Origin of the sequence: Alteromonas lipotrueae (assembly GCF_019249255.1) — a bacterium.
GTDB lineage: Bacteria > Pseudomonadota > Gammaproteobacteria > Enterobacterales > Alteromonadaceae > Alteromonas > Alteromonas lipotrueae.
In genome coordinates, this window is record NZ_JAESDJ010000005.1 from 56476 (window position 1) to 78289 (window position 21814).

17 protein-coding genes are annotated in these 21814 nt (G+C 45.3%); 11 read left to right on the top strand and 6 right to left on the bottom strand.

The annotated features are described in order from the left end of the window. Positions 1 to 115: 115 nt before the first annotated feature. From KYS23_RS08780 to KYS23_RS08790, 3 genes are read right to left on the bottom strand one after another with little or no spacing between them, the layout of a single operon-like run. On the bottom strand, positions 116 to 1315 hold the full coding sequence (locus tag KYS23_RS08780) for a retropepsin-like aspartic protease family protein (protein ID WP_218418414.1): 1200 nt from the start codon (positions 1313 to 1315) through the stop codon (positions 116 to 118). Between the two features lie 27 nt (positions 1316 to 1342). Beyond that, positions 1343 to 1798 carry an acyl-CoA thioesterase gene (locus tag KYS23_RS08785; protein WP_218418415.1) on the bottom strand — a complete coding sequence of 152 codons (456 nt, stop codon included), beginning with the start codon at positions 1796 to 1798 and terminating at the stop codon, positions 1343 to 1345. 49 nt (positions 1799 to 1847) lie between these two features. Continuing rightward, positions 1848 to 2564 (bottom strand): DUF8198 family protein, encoded by a 717-nt coding sequence (locus KYS23_RS08790; protein WP_159531866.1) that lies wholly within the window; start codon positions 2562 to 2564, stop codon positions 1848 to 1850. A 205-nt stretch (positions 2565 to 2769) separates the two neighbouring features. Between KYS23_RS08790 and KYS23_RS08795 the strand changes: the two genes are divergently transcribed. The 6 genes from KYS23_RS08795 (at position 2770) to KYS23_RS08820 (ending at position 7400) form a co-directional block, all read left to right on the top strand. Next, complete coding sequence (locus KYS23_RS08795) at positions 2770 to 3294, top strand: elongation factor P hydroxylase (RefSeq protein ID WP_420838752.1); 525 nt, start codon at positions 2770 to 2772, stop codon at positions 3292 to 3294. Further along, on the top strand, positions 3291 to 4421 hold the full coding sequence (locus KYS23_RS08800) for an ATP-NAD kinase family protein (RefSeq protein WP_218418416.1): 1131 nt from the start codon (positions 3291 to 3293) through the stop codon (positions 4419 to 4421). The genes KYS23_RS08795 and KYS23_RS08800 overlap by 4 nt, the downstream gene beginning before the upstream one ends. 40 nt (positions 4422 to 4461) lie before the next feature. Then, positions 4462 to 4764, top strand: a complete 303-nt coding sequence (locus KYS23_RS08805) for a YfcL family protein (protein WP_159531860.1) — start codon at positions 4462 to 4464, stop codon at positions 4762 to 4764. 434 nt (positions 4765 to 5198) lie between these two features. Continuing rightward, positions 5199 to 5912: a FlgO family outer membrane protein gene (locus KYS23_RS08810; RefSeq protein ID WP_218418417.1), complete on the top strand. Its 714-nt coding sequence runs from the start codon at positions 5199 to 5201 to the stop codon at positions 5910 to 5912. A 4-nt stretch (positions 5913 to 5916) separates the two neighbouring features. Beyond that, positions 5917 to 6681, top strand: coding sequence for a FlgO family outer membrane protein (locus KYS23_RS08815; RefSeq protein WP_159531856.1), 765 nt, complete (start codon positions 5917 to 5919; stop codon positions 6679 to 6681). Positions 6682 to 6683: 2 nt separating this feature from the next. Further along, positions 6684 to 7400 (top strand): FlgO family outer membrane protein, encoded by a 717-nt coding sequence (locus tag KYS23_RS08820; RefSeq protein WP_218418418.1) that lies wholly within the window; start codon positions 6684 to 6686, stop codon positions 7398 to 7400. 155 nt (positions 7401 to 7555) lie between these two features. On the opposite strand, the gene mnmC is transcribed toward KYS23_RS08820, so the two are convergent. Next, complete coding sequence (gene mnmC / locus KYS23_RS08825; protein ID WP_218418419.1) at positions 7556 to 9682, bottom strand: bifunctional tRNA (5-methylaminomethyl-2-thiouridine)(34)-methyltransferase MnmC2/FAD-dependent 5-carboxymethylaminomethyl-2-thiouridine(34) oxidoreductase MnmC1; 2127 nt, start codon at positions 9680 to 9682, stop codon at positions 7556 to 7558. A gap of 36 nt (positions 9683 to 9718) precedes the next feature. Next, the gene (locus KYS23_RS08830) at positions 9719 to 10738 is read right to left on the bottom strand and encodes a GGDEF domain-containing protein (RefSeq protein WP_218418420.1); all 1020 of its coding nucleotides are present in this window, start codon (positions 10736 to 10738) and stop codon (positions 9719 to 9721) included. Between the two features lie 461 nt (positions 10739 to 11199). Here KYS23_RS08830 and fabB point away from each other — a divergent pair, with 461 nt between their 5' ends. Next, a complete protein-coding gene (gene fabB / locus KYS23_RS08835; RefSeq protein ID WP_218418421.1) occupies positions 11200 to 12414 on the top strand; it encodes a beta-ketoacyl-ACP synthase I in 1215 nt (404 codons plus the stop codon). 124 nt (positions 12415 to 12538) lie between these two features. Here fabB and KYS23_RS08840 read toward each other — a convergent pair whose 3' ends face one another. Then, positions 12539 to 13243: a Crp/Fnr family transcriptional regulator gene (locus KYS23_RS08840; RefSeq protein ID WP_159531846.1), complete on the bottom strand. Its 705-nt coding sequence runs from the start codon at positions 13241 to 13243 to the stop codon at positions 12539 to 12541. A gap of 72 nt (positions 13244 to 13315) precedes the next feature. On the opposite strand from KYS23_RS08840, the gene KYS23_RS08845 reads away from it, so the two are divergent. The 4 genes from KYS23_RS08845 to KYS23_RS08860 all read left to right on the top strand — a co-directional run bounded on the left by KYS23_RS08845 (position 13316) and on the right by KYS23_RS08860 (position 21770). Next, positions 13316 to 14071 (top strand): class II aldolase/adducin family protein, encoded by a 756-nt coding sequence (locus KYS23_RS08845; RefSeq protein WP_159531844.1) that lies wholly within the window; start codon positions 13316 to 13318, stop codon positions 14069 to 14071. A gap of 81 nt (positions 14072 to 14152) precedes the next feature. Further along, complete coding sequence (locus tag KYS23_RS08850) at positions 14153 to 15352, top strand: 4-phosphoerythronate dehydrogenase (protein ID WP_218418422.1); 1200 nt, start codon at positions 14153 to 14155, stop codon at positions 15350 to 15352. A 59-nt stretch (positions 15353 to 15411) separates the two neighbouring features. Next, on the top strand, positions 15412 to 16428 hold the full coding sequence (locus KYS23_RS08855) for an aspartate-semialdehyde dehydrogenase (RefSeq protein WP_159531840.1): 1017 nt from the start codon (positions 15412 to 15414) through the stop codon (positions 16426 to 16428). Between the two features lie 422 nt (positions 16429 to 16850). Next, entirely contained in the window at positions 16851 to 21770 is a 4920-nt protein-coding gene (locus KYS23_RS08860; RefSeq protein ID WP_218418423.1) for a FimV/HubP family polar landmark protein, read from the top strand. The last annotated feature ends 44 nt before the right edge of the window (positions 21771 to 21814 follow it).

Here is a 21814-nt window from a genome sequence, read left to right on the forward strand (position 1 = left end):
AAAACCGGCCTTCCTTCTAAGAAAACCGTCTTTTTAATGCTTAAGTAGATGTCGAGCTGGTTAAGACGCTGTATTGAGCTAGATATGAATGAGTAGAAGTTAGGATGTACTCGGCCTAGTCTAAAGCGTTATTTTCTTCTCGTACTTTTAACGTAAGCTCGCTGTCTTGGGGGCTAATGGAAAAGTCGAATTTTCCTAATATATTCATTCCTAATAACCCATCTGCGTTGGGTAAAGCGTTTGTTGGTAGCACTAACGCAGAAACGTCGTTAAATCGATAGCCAGCAAAAAGGAAACTAGGTATATGTACCAAAGGGGCATTAATGGTGCCCGACGCGGTATTTACGTCAAAGTTACCAATAAAAGTAAGGCGTCCCAAACCGCCTAATCGGTTGAATAAGTCCGTGGTGATAGCAGTAGTACTTGCTCCAGTATCTAACACCATGTCGGCGGTTTGATTGAGTGCTTCAATATTTACTCGGTACTGATCGCCTTCTCGAAGGAGTGCCACGCGAGTAACGTCCTCGCCTAAAAGTTCACTTATTGGCACCGTCCCGTCAGTAACAATTTCATTGTCATAGTCTCTTTCTTTATACGCGATATTTCGTATGGTATTGGCGGCGTTATCATTGTAAGCCAAGCTTGCAAGAACATCTTCCATGAGGGTTATTTTTTGCTGTCTAGCATAAGCTTCGGCAAGTTGAAGCGTATATCGTCTGTTATCAGGCACTCGCTGGAACAAAGGTTCGTTCAAGCTTGCCACTAAATCCCACTGCCTATTTGCTTTAAGCTCTTCTTGCGCGTTGTCGTATAGGCTAGTAATCCGGCTTTCAACGTTATCTTGCATGTTAGGTGATAATGGTAGTTCAGCTAAATCGTGAAAATAAATAAGCGCTTCGGATAATGGCTGAGTTCTTAATACCAACTCGGCTTCTAACAGTAAAAGATCTTCATTGTTAGGGAAGCGCTGTAATTCATAGTTCAGTTGTTGATTAAGGAGTGCGTAGTTACCGCTACTTAACAGTTGATGCAATGCATCAATGTTCGTTTCAGATATACCTGCCTCACGGTATGCTCTCGCATTATTGGTTGACGAGATAAACCCCTCGCTAGGATCTTGGCCGTTAGTTGACGTTGAGTGCCCAGTACCTTTTTCATTCGCAGCGTTTTCTTTGTATGCAGCGTTTTCATAATCAGACATGCTATTTGACGTAGCTATATCTACAGCCTGGTTTAATGACAGCCATAAATAGCCGTTCAGAAATACGGATGCAGTAAGTACCACAACTAAACATGCTAATAGCCCTTTATTCATAATTTAAAACTCCGTTGGGCTTCGCAATTAAAAGTTGGGTTCAATGCATGCATTACCATAAATTTCCTTAAAGGGTTCAGGCAAACGTTTGGGTGCGCCACTATCTAAACTCACGCAAACAAAAGTGGTGAGTGCTTCAAATACGGTTTTTTGTCTGCGCTCACAAACAAATTGAAAGTGTCGTTTTAGGGTTAGCTTGTTATCACAACTCACAATCCACGTTGCACATTGTAGACTGTCACCTTCGTGAGAGGGCAGGTGGTAATCAAGTTCATGGCGTTTAATCACCATGGCGCGGTTGAGCGACTGATAGTCAGAAAACTGCAAGCCAAGTGAATTGGAATGGGCCCACGCCAATGCTTCTACTTGGGTTAAGTAAGCCACATTATTAACGTGGTTATAGTGATCTAAGTGGCTAGCATCTATTTGCCAAGATTTGATAAAGGGCGATTCATATCGCCATGGTAATAAAGACTCTGGCATTCGGGGTAAACTCAGTTGCTACCTTGGTGCGACTCTATAAAAGCCCACATCAGGTGGTTAAATTAGTAGAAACGATAGGAAGCGGGTTATCTTCTGGCAGAGGGACTGATTCATCAAACAACGTATGCATAAGCACTTCTTCTCGTTCGAGTACAGGATGAATAAAGCTTTGCACATCGCCAATGGCTTTAAATGAGTGGAAACCATTTTCTAGCAATTCGTGAAGCGACAATAAACCAGCTAATTTGGCGGGGCGTCTTGATAAGCTAATCAACATACCAATTCCCCTAATTTTAATCACATCGCCGAGTTGATCGCCAAGGTGTGCAATAATATCGAGTTGGCGTTGCCTGTCTTGCTGCCGGCCCGTATTGCGGTAGGCTAGGGCGTAGCTGTCACGATTTAATGGTGCTCCTTTGAGTTGATGTACCATTTGCATATCTAAATCGAATGACAGGGCGTTAAGTGCCAACGCATCATTCATGGCGTTCATGGCTTTGTCGGGAAGCACTTTGGCAAGCTTGGGGATCACCCTAACTAAGTCAGCGTCACGCTGGCTGAAATCTTTTGGGCCATACAGTTCATCTACAAAAAATTGCATGGCTTTTTGATAGCGCGCTTGTTTGGCTAAATCATCGTGAGACACCAGCAAGCGCTCGCATTGCCAATGCTGAAGTTCGTGAATATTATCCATAATACCCACTTTAAGCGCTAGGTCTCGAAGCGCATTCACTCTGTGTATATGCTTAACGATATTCTGTGACACGCAAATAATATCCTTCCGTAGTGCTTTAATACTAGCTTGACGCAAGCGAGTGGCGCATGCAAGCCGCTAAGCCTATTCCCGCCATATTTTCACTGTTATAATACCCGCCCTTAAATGTATGGCTAACGGGAAACGTCTTTGAATTTTAGTACTCGGTGCAATCTAACTCGGCTAACTTATTCACTCGCTGCTGGAGTTATTCTGCGTGGCGAATGAGATAGACCCTGACGTACCTGCGCTTATTACTTTGTTTAACAGCACCTTTACCGACTTTCAAACGAAGCTGGTATTAGGTGATGACGAGCCTGTTTATCTTCCTGCCACTGAAGATATTCCTTATCATCGCATTGTGTTTGCCCACGGCTTCTTTTCCAGCGCGCTGCATGAAATTGCCCACTGGTGTGTGGCAGGTGAGAAGCGTCGTTTGCTCGAAGATTACGGTTATTGGTATTGTCCTGATGGGCGAGATGCCAAGCAGCAAGCTGAATTTGAAAGTGTAGAGATTAAGCCGCAAGCTATTGAGTGGGCGTTTACCGAAGCCGCAGGGCGCCAATTTCAAGTGAGTACCGATAATTTAAATGGTGCAGAGCCCGATAGAAAAGGTTTCACTAAAAATGTAGAAGCCCAGTTAGCGTGGTATAAAAACAATGGCTTCCCCCCAAGGGCGGCACGCTTTATCGATGCTTTAAAAAAACACACAGAAATTAACGGGAGCGCAGTAACCCAATGAACAAGCCGGTATTTCGATTAGGTGTGGTAGTTAACCCTTTTGCAGGTATAGGCGGCGCGCTTGCATTAAAAGGCAGTGACGGTGCCGATGTGCGTGAAAAGGCGTTAGCAATGGGCGCTGAAAAAAAAGCTAACGAAAAAATGGCCAAAGCGCTGTCTATAGTAGAGGGCTTGTCAGAACAGTTCACTATCGTTACCGCCGGTGGCGAAATGGGCGAAGACGTGTGTGCTTCTTTAGGTTTACCCTTTGAGGTGGTGTACAAGAGTGCATCGCAACAAACAGAAGGGGAAGATACCGAGCGTGCCGTACAGGCTTTTCTTGGCTGTAATCTTGATGTTATTTTATTTGCTGGTGGCGATGGTACTGCCCGCAATGTATGTAAAATTGTGGGTGACAAAGTGCCGGTGCTGGGTGTGCCGGCGGGATGTAAAATCCATTCGGGCGTTTACTGTGTTACCCCGTCTGCCGCAGGGCAGGTTATTAGCCAAATGATCAAGGGCGAAATTGTCAGTGTGATGGAAGGCGAAGTACGAGATATCGATGAAAACGCATTTCGAACCGGAAAATTGATAGCAAAACACTATGGCGAGATGCGAGTACCCGCCGAACTAACCTACGTGCAAGCAGTAAAAATGGGTGGTAAAGAGGACGAAGCGCTCGTCCTCGATGACATTGCCGCTACCATTAGCGAATTAATGGACGACAACACAGACACCTATTTTGTTATGGGGTCGGGCTCTACCGTAGGCGCGGTTATGGAGTTTCTGGGTTTAGAAAATACCCTACTAGGTGTTGATGTGTTGCAAGACAAAGCGCTTGTAGCCAGCGATGTAACTGCATCTGAATTGCTTTCGCTTACCCAAGGAAAGCCAACCCAAGTGGTGTTAACCGTTATCGGAGGGCAAGGGCATATTTTGGGGCGTGGAAATCAACAGCTTAGCCCAGACTTTATCCGCGCTATTGGCAAAGAAAATATGCGGGTTGTTGCGACTAAACAAAAGTTACAATCGCTTGGTAATAAACCATTACGATTAGATTCTGGCGATGCTGAGTTAGATGCATCGCTACAAGGTGCGTTCACCATTATTACCGGTTACAAAGACAAGGTTCTTTATAACGCCGAATAGTTTTAAAGTTTTAGATTACGTTTAAGAATAGGAGAAATACGTGTTACCTCCGGCTTCAGCCCCCCAACAAGTAGTAAACCAAATTGCAGCGATAGAGGCTGCGTTAGATGATGTAGTTAATCATGGTAGTGACGATGAGCTGTTTACAGCCAGTTACTTACAAGGCCATTTCGCCGTGGTGTCTCGTCAGCTAGAAATGCAAAGCAGCGCAACTATGCAGCAACTAGATTCAGATATGGCAGCAAGCTTGCAAGCCGCATTTAACAACAAAGAACTAGAGGGCGATGATGCTGCGCAGGTTAAGAGCCTTTGGTCACGATTATTTGACCAGGCGCGCAGCTAAGCGCCAAAATGTCGCACAACAAAGCGCTATGCGTGGAATCTGGAAACGGAATAATTATCCGGCAAATTACGCCTGAAAGCGGCATGGCTTTGCCGCTTAGGCACCCTCACTTTCTCTCAATCGTTGGTGTTATTTTAAACACCCAGCCACGTTGATTGGCGTTCCTTTTCTAAAGGTAGCTAACTACAATATATTCTCTCTAAGCCCCCAAGTAGCGGAGTAATGCGGCGTACGGCTGTGTTTTATAGGCTTTCTGACATCGCTTGCTTTAGCTCGGCACTTGTTAGCGTTAACCTTTTTTCAGTCTTTATGCGCTACATGACACGCCCCCACAGGTTGTGGTGCGAATATTGCTAATTCTTGTTGTTGACAAGAAAAGACAAGTAGTGTGACACAACGCGCTTTTTACAAATGGCTTATTTCTAGGTGAATATATGTTCGGTTTAATTCAACTTGCGAGTTACAAGCGTAGCGCTAGTAACACACCCAAAAGAGCAAGGTACTGCACGGTACGCTGTACCTTTCGCTGTATTTTGCGCAACACTTCGCGAGCTATTTCTGCCGGATTAATACTTGCCATCATTGGCGGCTGTCAATCGTCGGACGACCCTAAAGCCCAAATGTCACAGTCTGATCCCTTGGCGATTCCAGCCCTTGGGAATGTTGAATATCACACCTACATTTTAGCCAATGAGCTGTTTGCCGATTTGCGACCTTCTAGGCAAGCGCGCTATGCCGTGGCGGGATTTGTGCCTGTTGATACCATGAAATACAACAAGAATGATCAACATCCATTGATGATGTTAGGGCATCAATTAGAACAGGGTATGATGACCGAAGCCACAAAACGTGGTTTTACTACTCAAGAATTTAAGCTTTCGAACGATATAATTGTTAATGACGAAAGCGATAGAGTACTTACGCGCAATATCGACCAATTGTCCGATATCGAACGGGTCGATTTCTATATAACAGGTACCTTGGTTTACCAACAGTCTGGGGCTGTGGTTAACGCAAGAATTATCAATGTTAGAAATAAAGACGTGGTGGCGGCAGCTACCCGCTTTTTTCCCGCTGAGATTTTCTGGGAAGAAGAGCGAGTGACGAGCCGTAATGGTCGACTGTACAGAACTGAAGGTGGAAGGTAACGGGATGAACGCACTATTTAAATGCACGGCATGTATCCTAGCAATATCAACGTTAACCCTGAGCGGTTGCTCTATGATGTTAGGCGAAGAAGAAGTGGCAGTTGAAGAAACGTCTCGACCGGCCATGAATGTAGTAGATATTATGGCGATAGACCGTCCTTCACCACAAAAAGAAGACGACGAACAGTCAGACGAGCAAGAGGGAATGGATGCTTTCGGCGCCTTGGGCCAACCTACACTTTATTCGAGTGTTCAAGGGGCCTATAAAGGGCGACCGCTAACTAAGCATATTGGTGATTACGTAAAAAATATGACCCAAGACCTTATCGCAAATATGGAATATGTGAATGAAAAAACGCCCATAGGCGTAACGCATTTCGCGCTTATTGATACCAATCTTCAAGAAACGGATTTGCTGGGTAAGCAAATGGCAGAATCATTTGTTCACGAACTGCATAAATTTCGTGTGCCCGTTATCGATTTTAAAGCCACAGACTACATTCGTATTACCGACGGTGGCGACTTCGTTCTTAGCCGCGACTATTTAGAATTAAGCAGCAGTTTACCCATAGATTACGTACTTACGGGCACCATGGCTAAACACCAAGGCGGCGTGTTAGTTAACGCCAGAATATTAGGCATAGAGTCTCGCGCGGTAGTGGCGAGTGCACAAATGCTGGTGCCATTTTATGTGGTAGAAGCGTTGATCCCTAGCGACGGTAGCCAAAAGAACGGCATGCGTGATGGCGTTAAATTAAGTAGAGGTTAATCATGAAAAGGCTTATTGCTTTGCTGGCAATGGGGTTAGTCGCTAACCTCACCGCGTGTACCAGTACTGAATCAATCGGCTCTTTTTGGCTAGGTGATGACGGAGAAATTTCTCACTCCGCTGAGCCTGTTCCTGTGCCAAGGGGATCAGGCCTTGAGTACCACCCAGACTCTCGCGACCGTGAATACCAGCAGCATGTTGCCGTAGACCCAGGCTACAGAGACCCATTGCACCAAGGATTTTCTCCTTCACAAACCCACAAACGCTTAAATGACTATGCATCGCAATTGGCGATGGACTTAATGGATAACGCAATCCGCCTTACTCAGCAAGACATGGTGGGGGTGACCAGCTTTGTGCGCCTGAATGAATCTTTAGGCGATAGCACGGTGTTAGGAAATCAACTTTCTGAATACCTTATTGCCGAACTTCAAGATTTTGGGCTAGCCATTGTTGACTTTAAAATGGCTGGTGGCGTGACAGTAACGCCCTTTGGTGATTTTGTATTAAGCCGCAAAGCGAATGCACTGGCCAAGCAAGTGTCGATGGACCATGTAGTGACAGGCACTATTATTGAAGACGACAGGGGCGTTCGCATTAATGCCCGTATTGTTTCAATGCAAAACAAGCAAGTTGTTGCCAGTGCGAATATCTATATTCCCGCGTTCATCGTGACCGATTTAAATAAAGGCTTAACGGCGCAGGTGCCAGTTCAATAACGGGTTACGCATCGGTGAGTTTCTAACTGCCGGTGACAATCGAATTAAACAAAAAAGCGCAGTCTGAAGTGGGCCAGTAAAATAGGCGTTCAGCACTGCGCTTTTTTATTGCAGCTTAAAAAATTGCAGCTTAAAAATAGCGATAAAAGCCATCGCTATTCATCAAAGATACTTCGTATACAGTCTCTCACCATAAACCGTGCAGGATGTACCGCTTGGCACAAATCATTGTTTAGCGGCAAAGGCTCATGGGTTAACGTGCTTGCTAATAATTCCGCCATTAAAGGCGCGGTAGTGAGGCCGCGTGACCCTAAGCAGCATAATGTGCTTACTGGAGTTGCTGGCAACGGGGCAGCGGTATAAAGCGGCTTACCTAACGACAACCCAACATATTGAGTTTTAAGTGCCGAAAAATCTGCAAGCATACCAGACACAGGTTGATGATCTGGTGAACCTAACCGCGTGGCCGCCCTTGCTTCGCCATCATGCTCGAGCTGTTGTACAACATCAGTATTCGCCATTGCTTGCTGGTGGGTTTGCAGGTTTTGTTCACTTTCCTGAGCTCGTACTTCTGTAGATAGGTCGTTTTTGATGTAGGTTGAGCCAAGGGCATGTCGGCTATTTAATGCTGGAGTCATATAGCCTTTGTGGCATATCACAGTGGTTAATGCGTTTATGGGCGCTTGAGTAGTAATGGCTTCTACTTGCCCGCGCACGGGGCGCAGCGGTAACGAAGCAAATGCATTACTGCCCACAGCACCAGCACCTGTGGCCAAAATAAGATGATCAGCATACAAGGTCTTATTATTTGATGAATCCTCTATGCCCGCCGTTACACTAAACTCCACGGCAAGGTGGTGTGCTTGGGCAAGCGCAACCGATAATGATGTTTTGTCACTGTCATTCAATACAGTGTGAGAAAGGTACTCATGGTGACATAATACGGTCACATCTGCGTACTGTTTTGCTTGCTCAATTAGCGCACGCACTAAGTCAGGTGGCGATATCCAGCCCCCTTGCTCTATAAACAGTCCATCATAAGGTAAGGCGATGCTCGCTTTTTCCGATAGCGCCTCAGGGCTTATTGGTTTGATTAACGCCTCTGGCCATACACCATTAGCCACCAGTTTTTTCTGCCGAACAGCGACCTTCTCGTTAAAGTTAAGCTGCGCAACACCGCAAAAGTCGTATGCCACAGTCGTTTTTTTCAACGCAACGTTTGTTGAATCTTCTTGCTCATCAAGCAAGGTGTGGTAAATATGCGAAGCATACAAAAAGCTATGCGCTTGGATACGGCTGGCAATACTGGCCTCGGAATGAAGCTGAGGGAAAAAACCTCCTTGTGGGTTGCCCGATGCGCCTGTGGCTAAAGCCTCTTGATCATGACATACCGTAACGTTAATGCCACGCTTGGCTAAAGAAAGTGTCACCGTTGCTGCCGCAAGGCCATTGCCCACCACAATAACGTGGCTTTTAGGAGCAATAGCAGCTTGATTGTAACGATAGTAGGGGCCTTCGAAGGCACGCTTTTCAGCTAATGTCGACGCGGCTTCTGTTTCATAAACACCCACCAACATATCGCGTTTTCTACCAAAGCCTTTACGTTTTGATACGGTAAATCCAGCGGTAGCCAACCCGCGCTTTACAAAACCCGCCGCTGTAAAGGTGGCAAAAGTAGCACCTACTTTAGACAATCGCGCCATTTGCTCAAATAACGTGTCGGCCCACATGTCAGGGTTTTTACTGGGGGCGAAGCCATCTAAAAACCATGCATCAATCAGCCCAGCTGTTGGGCTATGCCATTGAGGCAATAAATCGTGTACATCCCCAATCCACAAATCCAACGTGGTATCAAATTCATCGAAATGACGCCTATGGCACCCATCTAGCTCCATAGGATAGCGCGTACTTAATGCGCCAGCTTCTTCTTTCAAAGCGGGAAATGCCAGTAATGCCTTTTCCATATCTGGTTTGGGTAGTGGGAATTTTTCCGTACTTAAAAAGAATAATTGTTTAAGCGGGTGGCTGGGATTGGCGTTTCTAAAGTGTTTAAACGCTTGCATGGCAACCAGAAAGTTAAGCCCAGTGCCAAAGCCGGTTTCAGCAATCACAAAGCTAGGGTTGCTATGTGCCAGCCAACGTTCAACAATGCTATTTCCACCCATAAATACATATTGGGTTTCATTAATACCACTGTCATTGGAAAAGTATACGTCGCCAAAATGGTCGGCGACAGGCGTGCCGTTTTCATTGAAATGCACGCTTGCTTGTTGAGATTTCACCGGTGTAATTTAACTCTTTATGCGGTTGATAACTAACTATTCAAAGACTATCTGATTGCGACCTTGTTCTTTGGCTTTATACAGCCTCTCGTCGGCGACCTTGTAGATTTCAGACAACGTGTCACCATTTTCAGGCCAGCGGGCCACGCCGATACTTACGGTCATTTTAGCGTCAAAGCCTTCTGCGTTTAACGTGTGTTCAACTGAATGCCGTAAGCGCTCTGCAATGCTATGTGCTTGAGAAGGCGTAACATCGGGTATAAGTAAACAAAACTCTTCGCCGCCGAATCGAAAAGCCCAATCGTTTCGTCTGCGCATACTATTGATAATACGAGATACGTCAACAAGTACTGCATCGCCCACGCCATGACCATATTTGTCGTTCACCTTCTTAAAATGATCAAGATCGACTAACACCATAGATACATTTTTTTGTTTCTCGGGCAATGTTTCGCAGAGCATGTCGAAAATAGAGCCTAGAAGCAAGCGGTTGTTCAGCCCTGTGAGCGGGTCTAATGAGGCCATTTCCTGCAAACGTTTGACGGTCTCTGCCCGCTTTCGTTCATAGGTATAAGATAACGCCCAAATAGCCGTAAGTGTTAAGGCAATATTGACAATGGCAATGACGGGTGTGTCGGGATTATGCACAATATGTCGGTAGGTCAAGATGCCGCAGCCTGATAATACATATAAGACAGAGTAGATGGTGCCTAATTTGGTACCCAACAGCAAATAGGAAAGAACTGGCACAATGAATAGCCAACTGTACAGTGCTGAGGTAAATGAGGCAGAAAGAATGCCAATAAGAATAACCGTATACAGGGCGAATAAAAATACGGAAGACCATAATTTTAAGTTCGGTGTCTTTTTATGAATCGCTAGAATAGCGAGGGAAAGAAAGACAACCAGCAACTCAACAAAGGCCAATACTTTGTGGCCTACAATCCAGTTATTGATAGTAAAAATGACACCTGCAACAATGATAACAAGTAGAACAACTCTTAATACCGTACGACGAAACTCAAGTTCGTTGCCCCACAAGTTAGAAGTGGCCATGGTGATGTGTATTCCCGCACAAATTTTACTAAAGATTTTTATGTTATAAGAACTGCACGCAGTAGAACGCGCTGGTGAATAGTGATAGTACACAATTTTATCTGAATTGATTCAAAGAGTTTATCTTAATTGTTAAAGATAGACGAATGGATAAGAGATGTGAGCAGTTTTGTGAAGTTAAACAACTATATCGATACCCATCAATACAGTTGCCTTGCCATAGACCGAATGAACTGCTTAAAAATTTAGTGAAGCTTTTGTGAACTTGCTATTTTCTTCTAGTATTTGAATGTGCCTTTCATGATACATTGATTGAAGCAATTCACGTGGCGCAAAAATAATTAAAGCAAATGCATCAGGATGCGGTTAGAAAAAGTGAAGTGCTGGGTCTTAAGCTGCAAAGCAGACCACTTTACCAATCAAAATCGTTACCATAGCCGCATCAACGCAAAGGGTAAACTATGAGAAGAGCAGTTATCACCGGTCTTGGAATTGTTTCAAGTATCGGCGTCAATAAACAAGATGTACTTGCTTCATTGCAAGCAGGTAAGTCAGGTATTACACACTCTGAGCAGTTCGCTGAGATGGGCCTAAGAAGCCAAGTGTGGGGTAATATCGATATCGACCTTAAAGAGCACATCGACCGTAAAGCTATGCGGTTTATGGGTGATGCGGCGGCCTATGCTTATGTTGCAATGCAACAAGCCATTGAAGATTCAGGCCTTGAAGACAGCGACATTTCTAACGATCGCACCGGCATTATTGCTGGCTCTGGCGGCGCGTCTTCTGAAAACCAAGTACTTTCGGCAGACATTCTGCGTGAAAAAGGCGTAAAACGTGTGGGGCCGTACATGGTTCCTCGTTGTATGGCGTCTACGGTTTCAGCATGCCTTGCCACGCCGTTTAAAATTCGCGGTGTGAACTACTCAATTGCGTCGGCATGTGCAACTAGTGCTCATTGTATTGGTAATGCCATGGAGCTTATTCAACTGGGTAAGCAAGACGTTGTATTTGCAGGTGGCGGTGAAGAATTGCACTGGGCACTGTCAAGTCAGTTCGACGCCATGGGCGCACTGAGTTCTAAATATAACGACAACCCTTCAGTAGCATCACGTACTTATGATGCAGCACGCGATGGCTTTGTTAGCTCTGGCGGCGGCGGTATGGTTGTGGTTGAAGAGCTTGAGCACGCATTAGCCCGTGGCGCAAAAATCTATGGTGAAGTGGTTGGCTACGGCGCAACTTCTGATGGCTTCGACATGGTAGCACCATCAGGCGAAGGCGCAATCCGTTGCATGAAAATGGCCATGCAGAATGTATCTGCACCCATCGACTACTTGAACACCCACGGTACTTCAACACCTGTAGGAGATGTGAAAGAACTGGCGGCTATACAGGAAGTATTCGGCCAATCTGGTGTGCCAATTAGTGCAACAAAATCACTAACGGGTCATGCATTAGGTGCAGCTGGCGTTAACGAAGCTATCTATAGCTTGTTAATGATGGAAAATAATTTTATTGCGCCATCAATTAACATCGACACGTTAGACGATGCCGCCGCTGGTCTCGACATTGTCACACAAGCACGTGAAGTAACGTTGAACACGGTTATGTCTAATAGTTTTGGTTTTGGCGGTACTAACGCGACGTTAGTGATGCAGCGCTACCAAGGCTAGACTATAACGATAAGCAAGTTCGTATCGGACTTGTTGATATACTTGATGGGGAGCTTGATTTTCCCCATCGAGTTAGTAGTTTTCACCTGCTATCTTGCCGTTCGTACCTGTGACTATCTAACTATCACGCCTCATCTACAAGCAGCGCGAACAAAGCCTTTGGTCGACTGATGGTTATTTTTCCATAATGTAAATGCAGTAATCCTTGGCTTTGCAAGTCGCCTAAGAGTTGGTTCACCGTTTGTCGGCTACTGTTTATCATTTGCGCTAAAGATTCTTGCGATAACGTTAAGGTAATAGCGTTGTCTTGGGGGAGATGCTGGCCGTAACTGGTGGTTAGCATCAGTAGGCGCTTAATTAACTGGTGTTGTAAGTTTAGCCCAGCGCTGGAATCGATAAATTGAAATGCACTTCTTACTCTTGAACACAGCAGGCGGGCAAAGTGTGGGTAAAGCTCAGGGTGAGCCTTTAATACTGCGTTAAACGCACCTTTTGGGATAACCGCAATCACAGTATCGATTTCACACACACTATTGTGAGTGCGGGGTAAATCGTCGAAAAGAGAAATTTCACCAAACCACGTGCCAGGCCCAAGCAATGCAAACAGCATTTCCTTGCCATTAGCACCAATATTCATTACACGCAGGCGGCCTTCGCATACGCCATAAAAACCAATGCCTTCCTCGCCTTTAGCATGCAGTTGTTGACCTACTTTTAAATGACGAATACGTACCTTAGCAAGCAAGGCGCACTGCAAGTTTTCAGGGAGTGAAGAAAACCACATTGAGCTGGTTAAAACGGTTGAGTATTCTTGAGTTAACATTTTCATTACAGTGTCGTTTATCCGACAGTTTAGCCTGTAAATTAGGCGTAAGGTAGAAAAAAATGTAGGAGATGAATTATGAATTCAGAAGTCAAAGCACAGGTGAGTGAACAAGAGTGGCAAACCCGTGTGGATCTAGCGGCGTGCTATCGTGCAGTGGCCATGTACGGTTGGGATGATTTAATTTTTACCCATATATCTGCAAGAGTGCCAGGGCCCGAGCATCATTTTTTGATAAACCCTTACGGCATGATGTTTGATGAAGTCACAGCGTCAAGCTTGGTGAAGGTAGACTTACATGGCAACAAGGTCATGGAAAGTGAGTACGACATCAACCCCGCGGGCTTTACTATTCACAGTGCGGTGCACGAAGCTAGAGACGATGCGAAGTGCGTGATGCATTTGCATACTACTGAAGGGGTTGCACTTTCAGTATTAGAGGAAGGATTACAAGCGTACTCACAGCAGTCTTTGTTTCCGTTAGCCTCTTTGTCTTATCATGCCTATGAAGGCGTAGCCTTGAACCCTGATGAGAAAGCGCGCCTAGTACGCGATTTGGGTGAGACACAATTTATGATTTTACGGAATCACGGCTTGCTTACCTGTGCCGACACCATTCCCGATGCGTTTTTGTTTATGTTCATTTTTCAGCGAGCTTGCGAAATACAGTTAAAAGCTCAGGCCACAGGCCAGAAGTTAATCCCTATTCATTCTGCTATTTTGCAAGGGATCCGCGCACAAGCGTCTGAAGTTACAAAACAAGCGGGGGGAAGCCTAGCGTGGCCAGGAATTAAGCGGCGGGTTGCCCGACGATTCCCTGGTTTCGACAAATAAGCGCTAAAGTAGACTAAAAAACTGTATTGATTCATGGTGCTCAAGGTTACTAATCCAAAGGATTGAGGTAAACTTAGCATCATGAAAATACTCTTTGAAGATACAATTCCTTTAGGCCGTGAATACTTCAGCGGCTTAGGCGATGTTAGCAGTTATGCATGGCAAACCCTTACTCCGGAAGATATCAAAAACGTAGATATCTTGGCTGTGCGTTCCACTACCAAAGTCAATGAAGCCTTGCTTAGCCAAGCGTCGCAACTCCAGTTCGTTACCACTGCCACCTCTGGCACTAACCACATGGATAAAACCTGGCTTAATAGTCAGGGGATCAGCTGGAATTCCGCGGGCGGTTGTAACGCCGTTGCCGTGGCCGAATATGTACTTAGCGCATTATTTTTGGCTGACCAAGCAGGTAAGATAGACATTAATGCTATTACCGTGGGTATAGTGGGGGCAGGACATGTAGGCACGGCCTTGGCTAAACGATTAGCGGCATTGAACATTGAATATAAGTTGTGCGATCCCCCATTAAATGAGTCGGATGACCCACGCAGTTTTGTTGGTTTTCAAGACATTATCGATTGTGATGTGATCACGCTTCATGTGCCCTATGTGAAGACAGGCAACCATGCCACGGGTAAGTTGATTAATGCTGATGTGCTAGGGCAACTAGGGAGTAATCAGTTGCTTATCAATGCATGTCGTGGTGAGGTGATTGATGAACAGGCTTTGTTAAATCGGCTGAAACAACCAAACGCGCCCTCGGTGGTGTTAGATGTGTTTGAAAATGAGCCCGCCATCAATCTTGAACTATTGCAATATTGTTGGCTTATGACACCTCATATTGCGGGGCATTCAGTAGAGGGTAAAGTGCGAGGTACTCAGTATGTTTACGAACAAATATGCAATTTGCTGAAAGAACCTTGTACTAAAACTCTCGGCGAATATTTATCCGCTGTTGAACGCATAGAAGTAGAATTGACCTCAGCATCAGCTTCCACATTGTCGAAACAAGATTTAATAGGCTTAATGCTAAAAGTTTATAGCTTGCGTGTTGACGATAAAGCATTTCGAGAAGGGGTAGGGGATGTATCGAGGCAGAAAAGTGAAAGTGCGAATAGCGAAAAAATTTCTGCGTGCATTAGCCACACCTTTGCTACTATGCGCAAAAGCTATCGGGTAAGACGGGAATGCAGTGCGTATACGCTGATATTGCCCAGTAACACATCAGATGAAATTAAACAGCAATTGAGAGGGTTAGGCTTTTTGTTGCAAGCCTAGCTTGCCAGCCTAACGTCTTCTATTTTTAAGCAACACTATTAGCAGGAGAAACAACACTTATGTCACAAGCCTTTGACGTTGCCGTATTAGGCGCGACCGGTCTAGTTGGGCAAACCATGATAGAACTACTGGCAGAGCGTGGCTTTCCAGTAAATCGTTTATATCCACTAGCCAGCAAACGTTCAGCGGGAACCAGTATTAGCTTCAAGGGCGAAGATGTAGAAGTGTTGGATGCAGATACGTTCGATTGGTCGTTGGTACAATTTGGCTTTTTCTCTGCAGGCGGCAGTATTTCTGCTGAGTTTGCGCCACGTGCCGCTGATGCAGGGTGTATCGTTATCGATAACACGTCTGAATTTAGGTACGAGCCAGACATTCCGCTTGTCGTGCCAGAAGTTAATGCCCATGTACTGGCTGATTTTCGCAATAGAAACATTATTGCCAACCCTAATTGTTCAACCATTCAAATGATGGTGGCGTTGAAACCAATACACGATGCTGTGGGTATTGATCGTATTAACGTAAGTTCGTATCAGTCTGTATCTGGTGCAGGAAAAGAAGCGATGGAAGAGCTGGTGAAGCAAACTGCTAGCCTGCTAAACGCGCGAGAGCTAGAAACAAAAGCGTTTAGCCGTCAAATCGCCTTTAACGTTATTCCTCAGATTGATGCGTTTCAAGACAATGACTACACCAAAGAAGAAATGAAAATGGTGTGGGAAACACAAAAAATTATGGGCGATGACAGCATCTTGGTTAATGCAACGGCAGTAAGAGTGCCAGTATTTTACGGGCATGGTGAAGCCATTCACTTAGAAACTCGCGCTCCAATTGATGCTGAACAGGTTAAGCAATTACTTGCTGATGCACCAGGCGTAAAAGTTTATGATGCTGCCGATCAGTTTCCTACCCAGGTAAGCAGTGCCAGCGGCAATGATATGGTCCATGTTGGGCGTATTCGAAACGATATTACTCACCCTTGTGGTCTTAACCTTTGGGTTGTGTCAGATAATATCCGTAAAGGTGCGGCGACAAACAGTATTCAAATTGCTGAAACCTTAATTCGCGATTACATGTAATCATAGGGCTAAGTAGGCAAAACCCAAATTAGGGCATTTAACATTGATTTCGCCGAGTAAGTAAACATTTTGCTTGCTCGGCCGATAAGCAGTTATATCGATATTCAACAAATAGATACCGAAAACAGAAGGGCTAACTAGATTGCCTTTAATAACTGGTTTATAGTTTCTTAAACCAGATTACAAATACCGTCGACCCAAGTGGTGTTGTCAATACATCAGCGAAGGTTAAAAATAGCGGTAAGCAATGTAGAAAATCTGTATTGATAGGGCATTTTCATTCGTGCGCAGGCGCTATCAAATGATAAGAATAAAAAGCTGAACCCGTTTGCAGCATTTAAGTGCAAATTAGAAGAGGTTTAGCTACGAATCTCCACCATGACACTTGGTGGTGTTGACGCTTGAGGGCATATAGGATTGCTATGAAATTGCATTTGACGGGCTTAGTTTTACTTACTTTATGTTTACTAGCCCCCCACAATAATGTCGATGCACAGGAACGCGCTACCCTGCTGAAAGGGCCCAAGAACGCGACCAGCCAGTATTCTGGATTAGAATACGGCCCCATTGATTCTCAAGATACTCTTTGGCGTATAGCCGAGCGCTATCGCCAAAATAATAACCTGTCGGTTTATCAGGTTATGTCAGCTATTTATGAACTAAACCCCAATGCATTTGAACAGCAGAACTTAAATTTACTGGTTGATGGTTCAGTACTGAAATTGCCATCAGAACGGTATATTTCTCGTATCGATGCTAGGCAAGCACAAATACGCGCAGAAAGTGACGAGCGAACCTTTGCTGAGTTGCTAAACAAACCTGGTAGCAGTGTACGAAATATCAAACCGCCTGCGCCTTTGGTGAATCAAAACGATTTAAGCCAAACCCAATCCAATATTGAACAAAAAATTACGCGTTTAGACCAAGAGCAAACCCGTCAGTTTGATGAACTTCGGATGCAATTTGCTGCGTCATTAGAAAACGTAGAAGCTTTATTAAATGAAAATCGCAAACTGTATGAGCGGGTAGACGAGGTTAACGGTGAACTTCAAGAGCTTCGTAATCAGGTTGAAGGTGATGTTAAAACACAAATAGATACGCAAGTTGCGCTGCAACAAGAGTTGCTCGAGATGATGAGAGCCGAGCAAATGCAGCGAGAAGCGGAAAAACAAAACTCGATGTGGAGTTCGCTTTCTAGCCCAATGCTTCTCATTATAGGCTCCGGCATTATTACCTTATTGTTGGTCGGCGGACTGATTGCTTGGTTATTGAAACGTAAACCGGCAGAAGCTACACAAACACCAGAAGTTCAAGAAGTTTCTGATGATGTGCCAGTGCCCGATACTGACATGGCCGATTTGGCCAATGCGCTGGAGCCAGATCTTGGCGATAGCATGGAGTTGACGGATGACGATCTGTTTAACGACGACGACTTGCTTGATGATGTGCTTACGTCTGAGTTAGAAGAAAGCCTTGATGATGATTTAGAAACCTTTGGCGACCTCGACGATGACATGCTGGTGCCGGAAGATGATACCGATGATTTATTTGAGTCGGGCAGCGATGAACTCGATCAGAATGAGCTCGACAGTTTGTTCGATGATGATGATTTGTCCGATAAGCTCAGTGAAGATGACAATAACAGTTTAGAAGGGTTTGATTTATCTGGTGATGACGATGATTCACTTGATACCGAGCTTGATACAGACCTAGGTGTAGGCGAAGCACAAGATGAAAACGATATTGAAGAAGCGCCAGATGCGTCTGAACCCGATGCCTTAGATGACGACTTTGATATCGATGATATTTTAGATGGTGCAATGGCTGAAACTGCCACGAGTGACGAAGTAGACGACATTTTCGAAGCAGCACAATCAGCTTCGAATGAAAGCGAAGAGGATATTGCCACCTTACCCAGTGTGGATGACGAAGACGAAACGCCTGAAATCAGTATTGATGATTTGCTTGAACAAAATGCACCAGAGCCCACGCTGCTTGATGAATTAGACAGTAAAGATGAACTTATCAATGAAGAAATGATTGATAAGCTTGATGATGAAATTAATCAGCAGAATCAAGAACTCGATCGAATTACCGATGATTTGCTCAACGAGATTGAGCAAATCGAAATGATGGGTGGCCTAGATGAAGGCGACGAAGACAGCGAAAGCGAAGAGGATGCAATAGAGTCTATTGCATCAGCACCTTCACCACAAGCTATTCAAAGCCTAGACAGTATTACTGGCGACTTAGAAGAAATTGATGTTGAAGACATGGAGAATGCAGAGGATTTCTCTGATCCATTGTCGGATGACTTAATTTCCGAATTGCAGGCTGAAAGCGAAGAAGAGCTAGGATTCGATGAGAATGCATCTGAGGAAGAGACTGATTCTGAGGTAGAAGAATCCGCAGATGATGATTTTTCTGACCCTGTTACAGATGACTTACTGGCCGAGCTTGAAGCAGACATTGAATCGGATGATGACGATGTTGAGCCTGAATCAGCGGACGCTGAGATGGATGGTGAATCAGACAATGAAAATGCTGATTTTGACGATCCGTTAACCGACGATTTGCTCGCAGAGCTCGAAGCGGGTATCGAGTCGGAAGATGATGCGTTAGCGCCCGAAGCAGCAGATGAAGCTGCGCCTGCCTTCGACGAGAATGGCGATTTTGATGACCCGCTTACTGATGACTTATTAGCAGAGCTAGAAGCTGAAAATCAGCCAGATGAAGCGCCTCATGACTCCCCAGAAGAAAACCCTGTAGCTGCTGAAAACTCTGAGGCCGACAGTGACATTGATGATCCGCTTTCCGATGATTTACTCGCTGAGCTAGAAGCAGATATTGAATCAGATGAAGACACAAATTCCGGCGATGCGCTTGCAGATGAGCTTCTCGCTGAACTTGAAGCTGATATCGACAGCGACATCGAAGAAGCTCCGTCCGATGCGCCGTTAGATAATGATGAAACACTATCAATTGACGACCTGAGCGATGAAACCGATGCGCTAGAGAATGAAGTCGTTGAAAATGATACCTTTGAAACTGTAAACACAGACAGTGAAATCGAGCAGCAAGAAACGACAGATTCTGACGAGGCTGGCGAAGCACCTGTTGATGAAGCGCTTGCTGACGAAGAACTTGAGGTCGCTGCACTAGCACCAGAGCCCGAAGAATTAGCACTAGACAATGTAGATGATGCGGCTGCCGAAGAACTGCCAGTTGAAACAAACCCCACCGATGAAGAGCTTGCATCAGACGAATCTGATGACGCTGCACCAGCAACAGAGTCAGAATTTGCCGAACTAGATGAAGCGCTGGAAGATACTCCAGCAGAAATTACGCCTGAAGATGAAGATAACGCCGATGGGCAAGATGAAATCGATACGCCTATCGAAGAAGCGATAGAGGATGCTGGGTTAACAGTACAGGAGCCAGCAGAGTCACCAGAAGAGTCATCAGAAGAGCCAGCAGAAGCACCGGCGGAACTAGAACAAGAGCCCCTCCCCAGTGATGACGCTGTGCAGCCTGAAAGCGACGGTGAAAGTGAAACTCACGATGCTTTAGCAGATGAATTGTTAGCGGCCAGTCACGCCGATAGTGATTCAGAGGTTGAGCTTGGTGTTGATAAGCCGCTTCCAGCAGACGAAAATGCAGATGAGTCAGTTTCAGACGAATCAGAAACAGACGAATCAGATACTGATGAATTGGATTTAAGCGATGATGAGCCGTCAGACGAACTTGAATCTTTAGGTTCCGCTGAGCAAGTCATTGATGATCCAGATGCAGAAATACAAGATATAGCCTCGTTAGAAGAAGCCGAGTCAGAAGATGACATTGACGGGTTTAATGAAGACGAAGTATTAGATGAAGCACCGCCAGCTGAAGCTCAGCTAGACTTTGATGATGATGATGATGATGACAGGGACGATGCTCTCGAATCTGCTGAACCCGAAAGTGTAGAAGTAGACGGTGCCCACAGCGAAGAAGAAAGCGACAGCGATGAAGAAAGCAACAGCGACGAAGAAAGCAACAGCGATGAAGAAAGCGACAGCGATGAAGAAAGCAACAGCGATGTAGAAAGCGACCGCGACGAAGAAAGCGACAGCGATGAAGAAAGCGACAGCGATGAAGAAAGCGACAGCGATGTAGAAAACGACAGCGATGTAGAAAACGACAGTGATGAAGACGAGTTACTGACTGAGGACTTACTTTCTGAGCTTGATTCTGACATTGAAGCGGGCCTAGAGGTTGCGCCAGATGAGCCTCAAGTTGATGAAATTAATGAAGATAACTTAGAAGATAACTTTGACATCGAGCCCGATGCTGATGAACGTCTTGCCGAAGCCGAAGCCGAAGCCGAAGCCGAAGCCGAAGCCGAAGCCGAAGCCGAAGCCGAAGCCGAAGCCGAAGCCGAAGCTGATCCACTTGATGATGCATTGGCGGCGTTTGATAAACAAATGATGGATGATATTCCTACATTTGGTGAATCGAGCGATGATGTTGAAGAGCCAGAGCCAGAGCCAGAGCCAGAGCCAGAGCCAGAGCCAGAGCCAGAGCCAGAGCCAGAGCCAGAGGCCGAAAGCAACGATTACGATGACAGTATTCTTGATAGCGCATTCGATGAAATTGATGAATTTGAATTAGAGCATGAAGTCGATGGCTTGGTGGCAGAGCCTTTAGCCAATGAAGAGCCCTTAGCGAATGTAGACCCTTCTACCGATGAAAAAGATCCTAGCGACTTCGACGAGCTAGAAGATGTGCCAGGATTAGATGACTGGTTGTCGGGAACTGAAGAATCAGAACAAGAAGAGATATTTGACGATTTAGATGGTGCAGAATTTGATGAATTGCTGCAAAGCATCGAATCAGAGCAAGAAGATGAACCAAGTATTGAAGCGAATACCGCTGAATCGGCAGAGAGCCTAAATCTTGAAGAAGGCCCCGAGCCTGAACTTAAGCTCGACAACCCAGACTTAGATTTAAGTGCACTATTAAACGATGTGGAGCGCGATGCTGAAACCGAACCCCGTACACCGCCAGAAGATTTCTTGGATGTGGAAGCGCTCATGGATGATGGCGAAGATAACGAGATAGATCCAGACAGTGCAGAACTTGATTTAGATGTAAGCCTTTCTGATTTCACCGGTGTTAATGATGCCGATGACGTCATTGATATTGATAAAGATGCTGGGCAAAACGCGAACCTCGACCTCGCACGGGTTTATCTAGAAATGGATGATATCGTTGCTGCGAAGGAATTACTCGAAGATGTGATGAATCTGGGTAGTGAAGAGCAAAAGCAAGAAGCTGAAGGTATTTTAAAATCCATCAGTTAATTGCATGTTGAGTGCGGTATGACTACACTTAGCGGCTTTTCTAT

Bases quoted from the DNA above. Each gene is read 5' to 3' on its own strand.
- KYS23_RS08780 (WP_218418414.1), bottom strand. From the start codon at position 1,315: ATGAATAAAGGGCTATTAGCATGTTTAGTTGTGGTACTTACTGCATCC.
- KYS23_RS08785 (WP_218418415.1), bottom strand. From the start codon at position 1,798: ATGCCAGAGTCTTTATTACCATGGCGATATGAATCGCCCTTTATCAAA.
- KYS23_RS08800 (WP_218418416.1), top strand. From the start codon at position 3,291: ATGAACAAGCCGGTATTTCGATTAGGTGTGGTAGTTAACCCTTTTGCA.
- KYS23_RS08810 (WP_218418417.1), top strand. From the start codon at position 5,199: ATGTTCGGTTTAATTCAACTTGCGAGTTACAAGCGTAGCGCTAGTAAC.
- KYS23_RS08815 (WP_159531856.1), top strand. From the start codon at position 5,917: ATGAACGCACTATTTAAATGCACGGCATGTATCCTAGCAATATCAACG.
- KYS23_RS08820 (WP_218418418.1), top strand. From the start codon at position 6,684: ATGAAAAGGCTTATTGCTTTGCTGGCAATGGGGTTAGTCGCTAACCTC.
- KYS23_RS08830 (WP_218418420.1), bottom strand. From the start codon at position 10,738: ATGGCCACTTCTAACTTGTGGGGCAACGAACTTGAGTTTCGTCGTACG.
- fabB (WP_218418421.1), top strand. From the start codon at position 11,200: ATGAGAAGAGCAGTTATCACCGGTCTTGGAATTGTTTCAAGTATCGGC.
- KYS23_RS08840 (WP_159531846.1), bottom strand. From the start codon at position 13,243: ATGAAAATGTTAACTCAAGAATACTCAACCGTTTTAACCAGCTCAATG.
- KYS23_RS08845 (WP_159531844.1), top strand. From the start codon at position 13,316: ATGAATTCAGAAGTCAAAGCACAGGTGAGTGAACAAGAGTGGCAAACC.
- KYS23_RS08850 (WP_218418422.1), top strand. From the start codon at position 14,153: ATGAAAATACTCTTTGAAGATACAATTCCTTTAGGCCGTGAATACTTC.
- KYS23_RS08855 (WP_159531840.1), top strand. From the start codon at position 15,412: ATGTCACAAGCCTTTGACGTTGCCGTATTAGGCGCGACCGGTCTAGTT.
- KYS23_RS08860 (WP_218418423.1), top strand. From the start codon at position 16,851: ATGAAATTGCATTTGACGGGCTTAGTTTTACTTACTTTATGTTTACTA.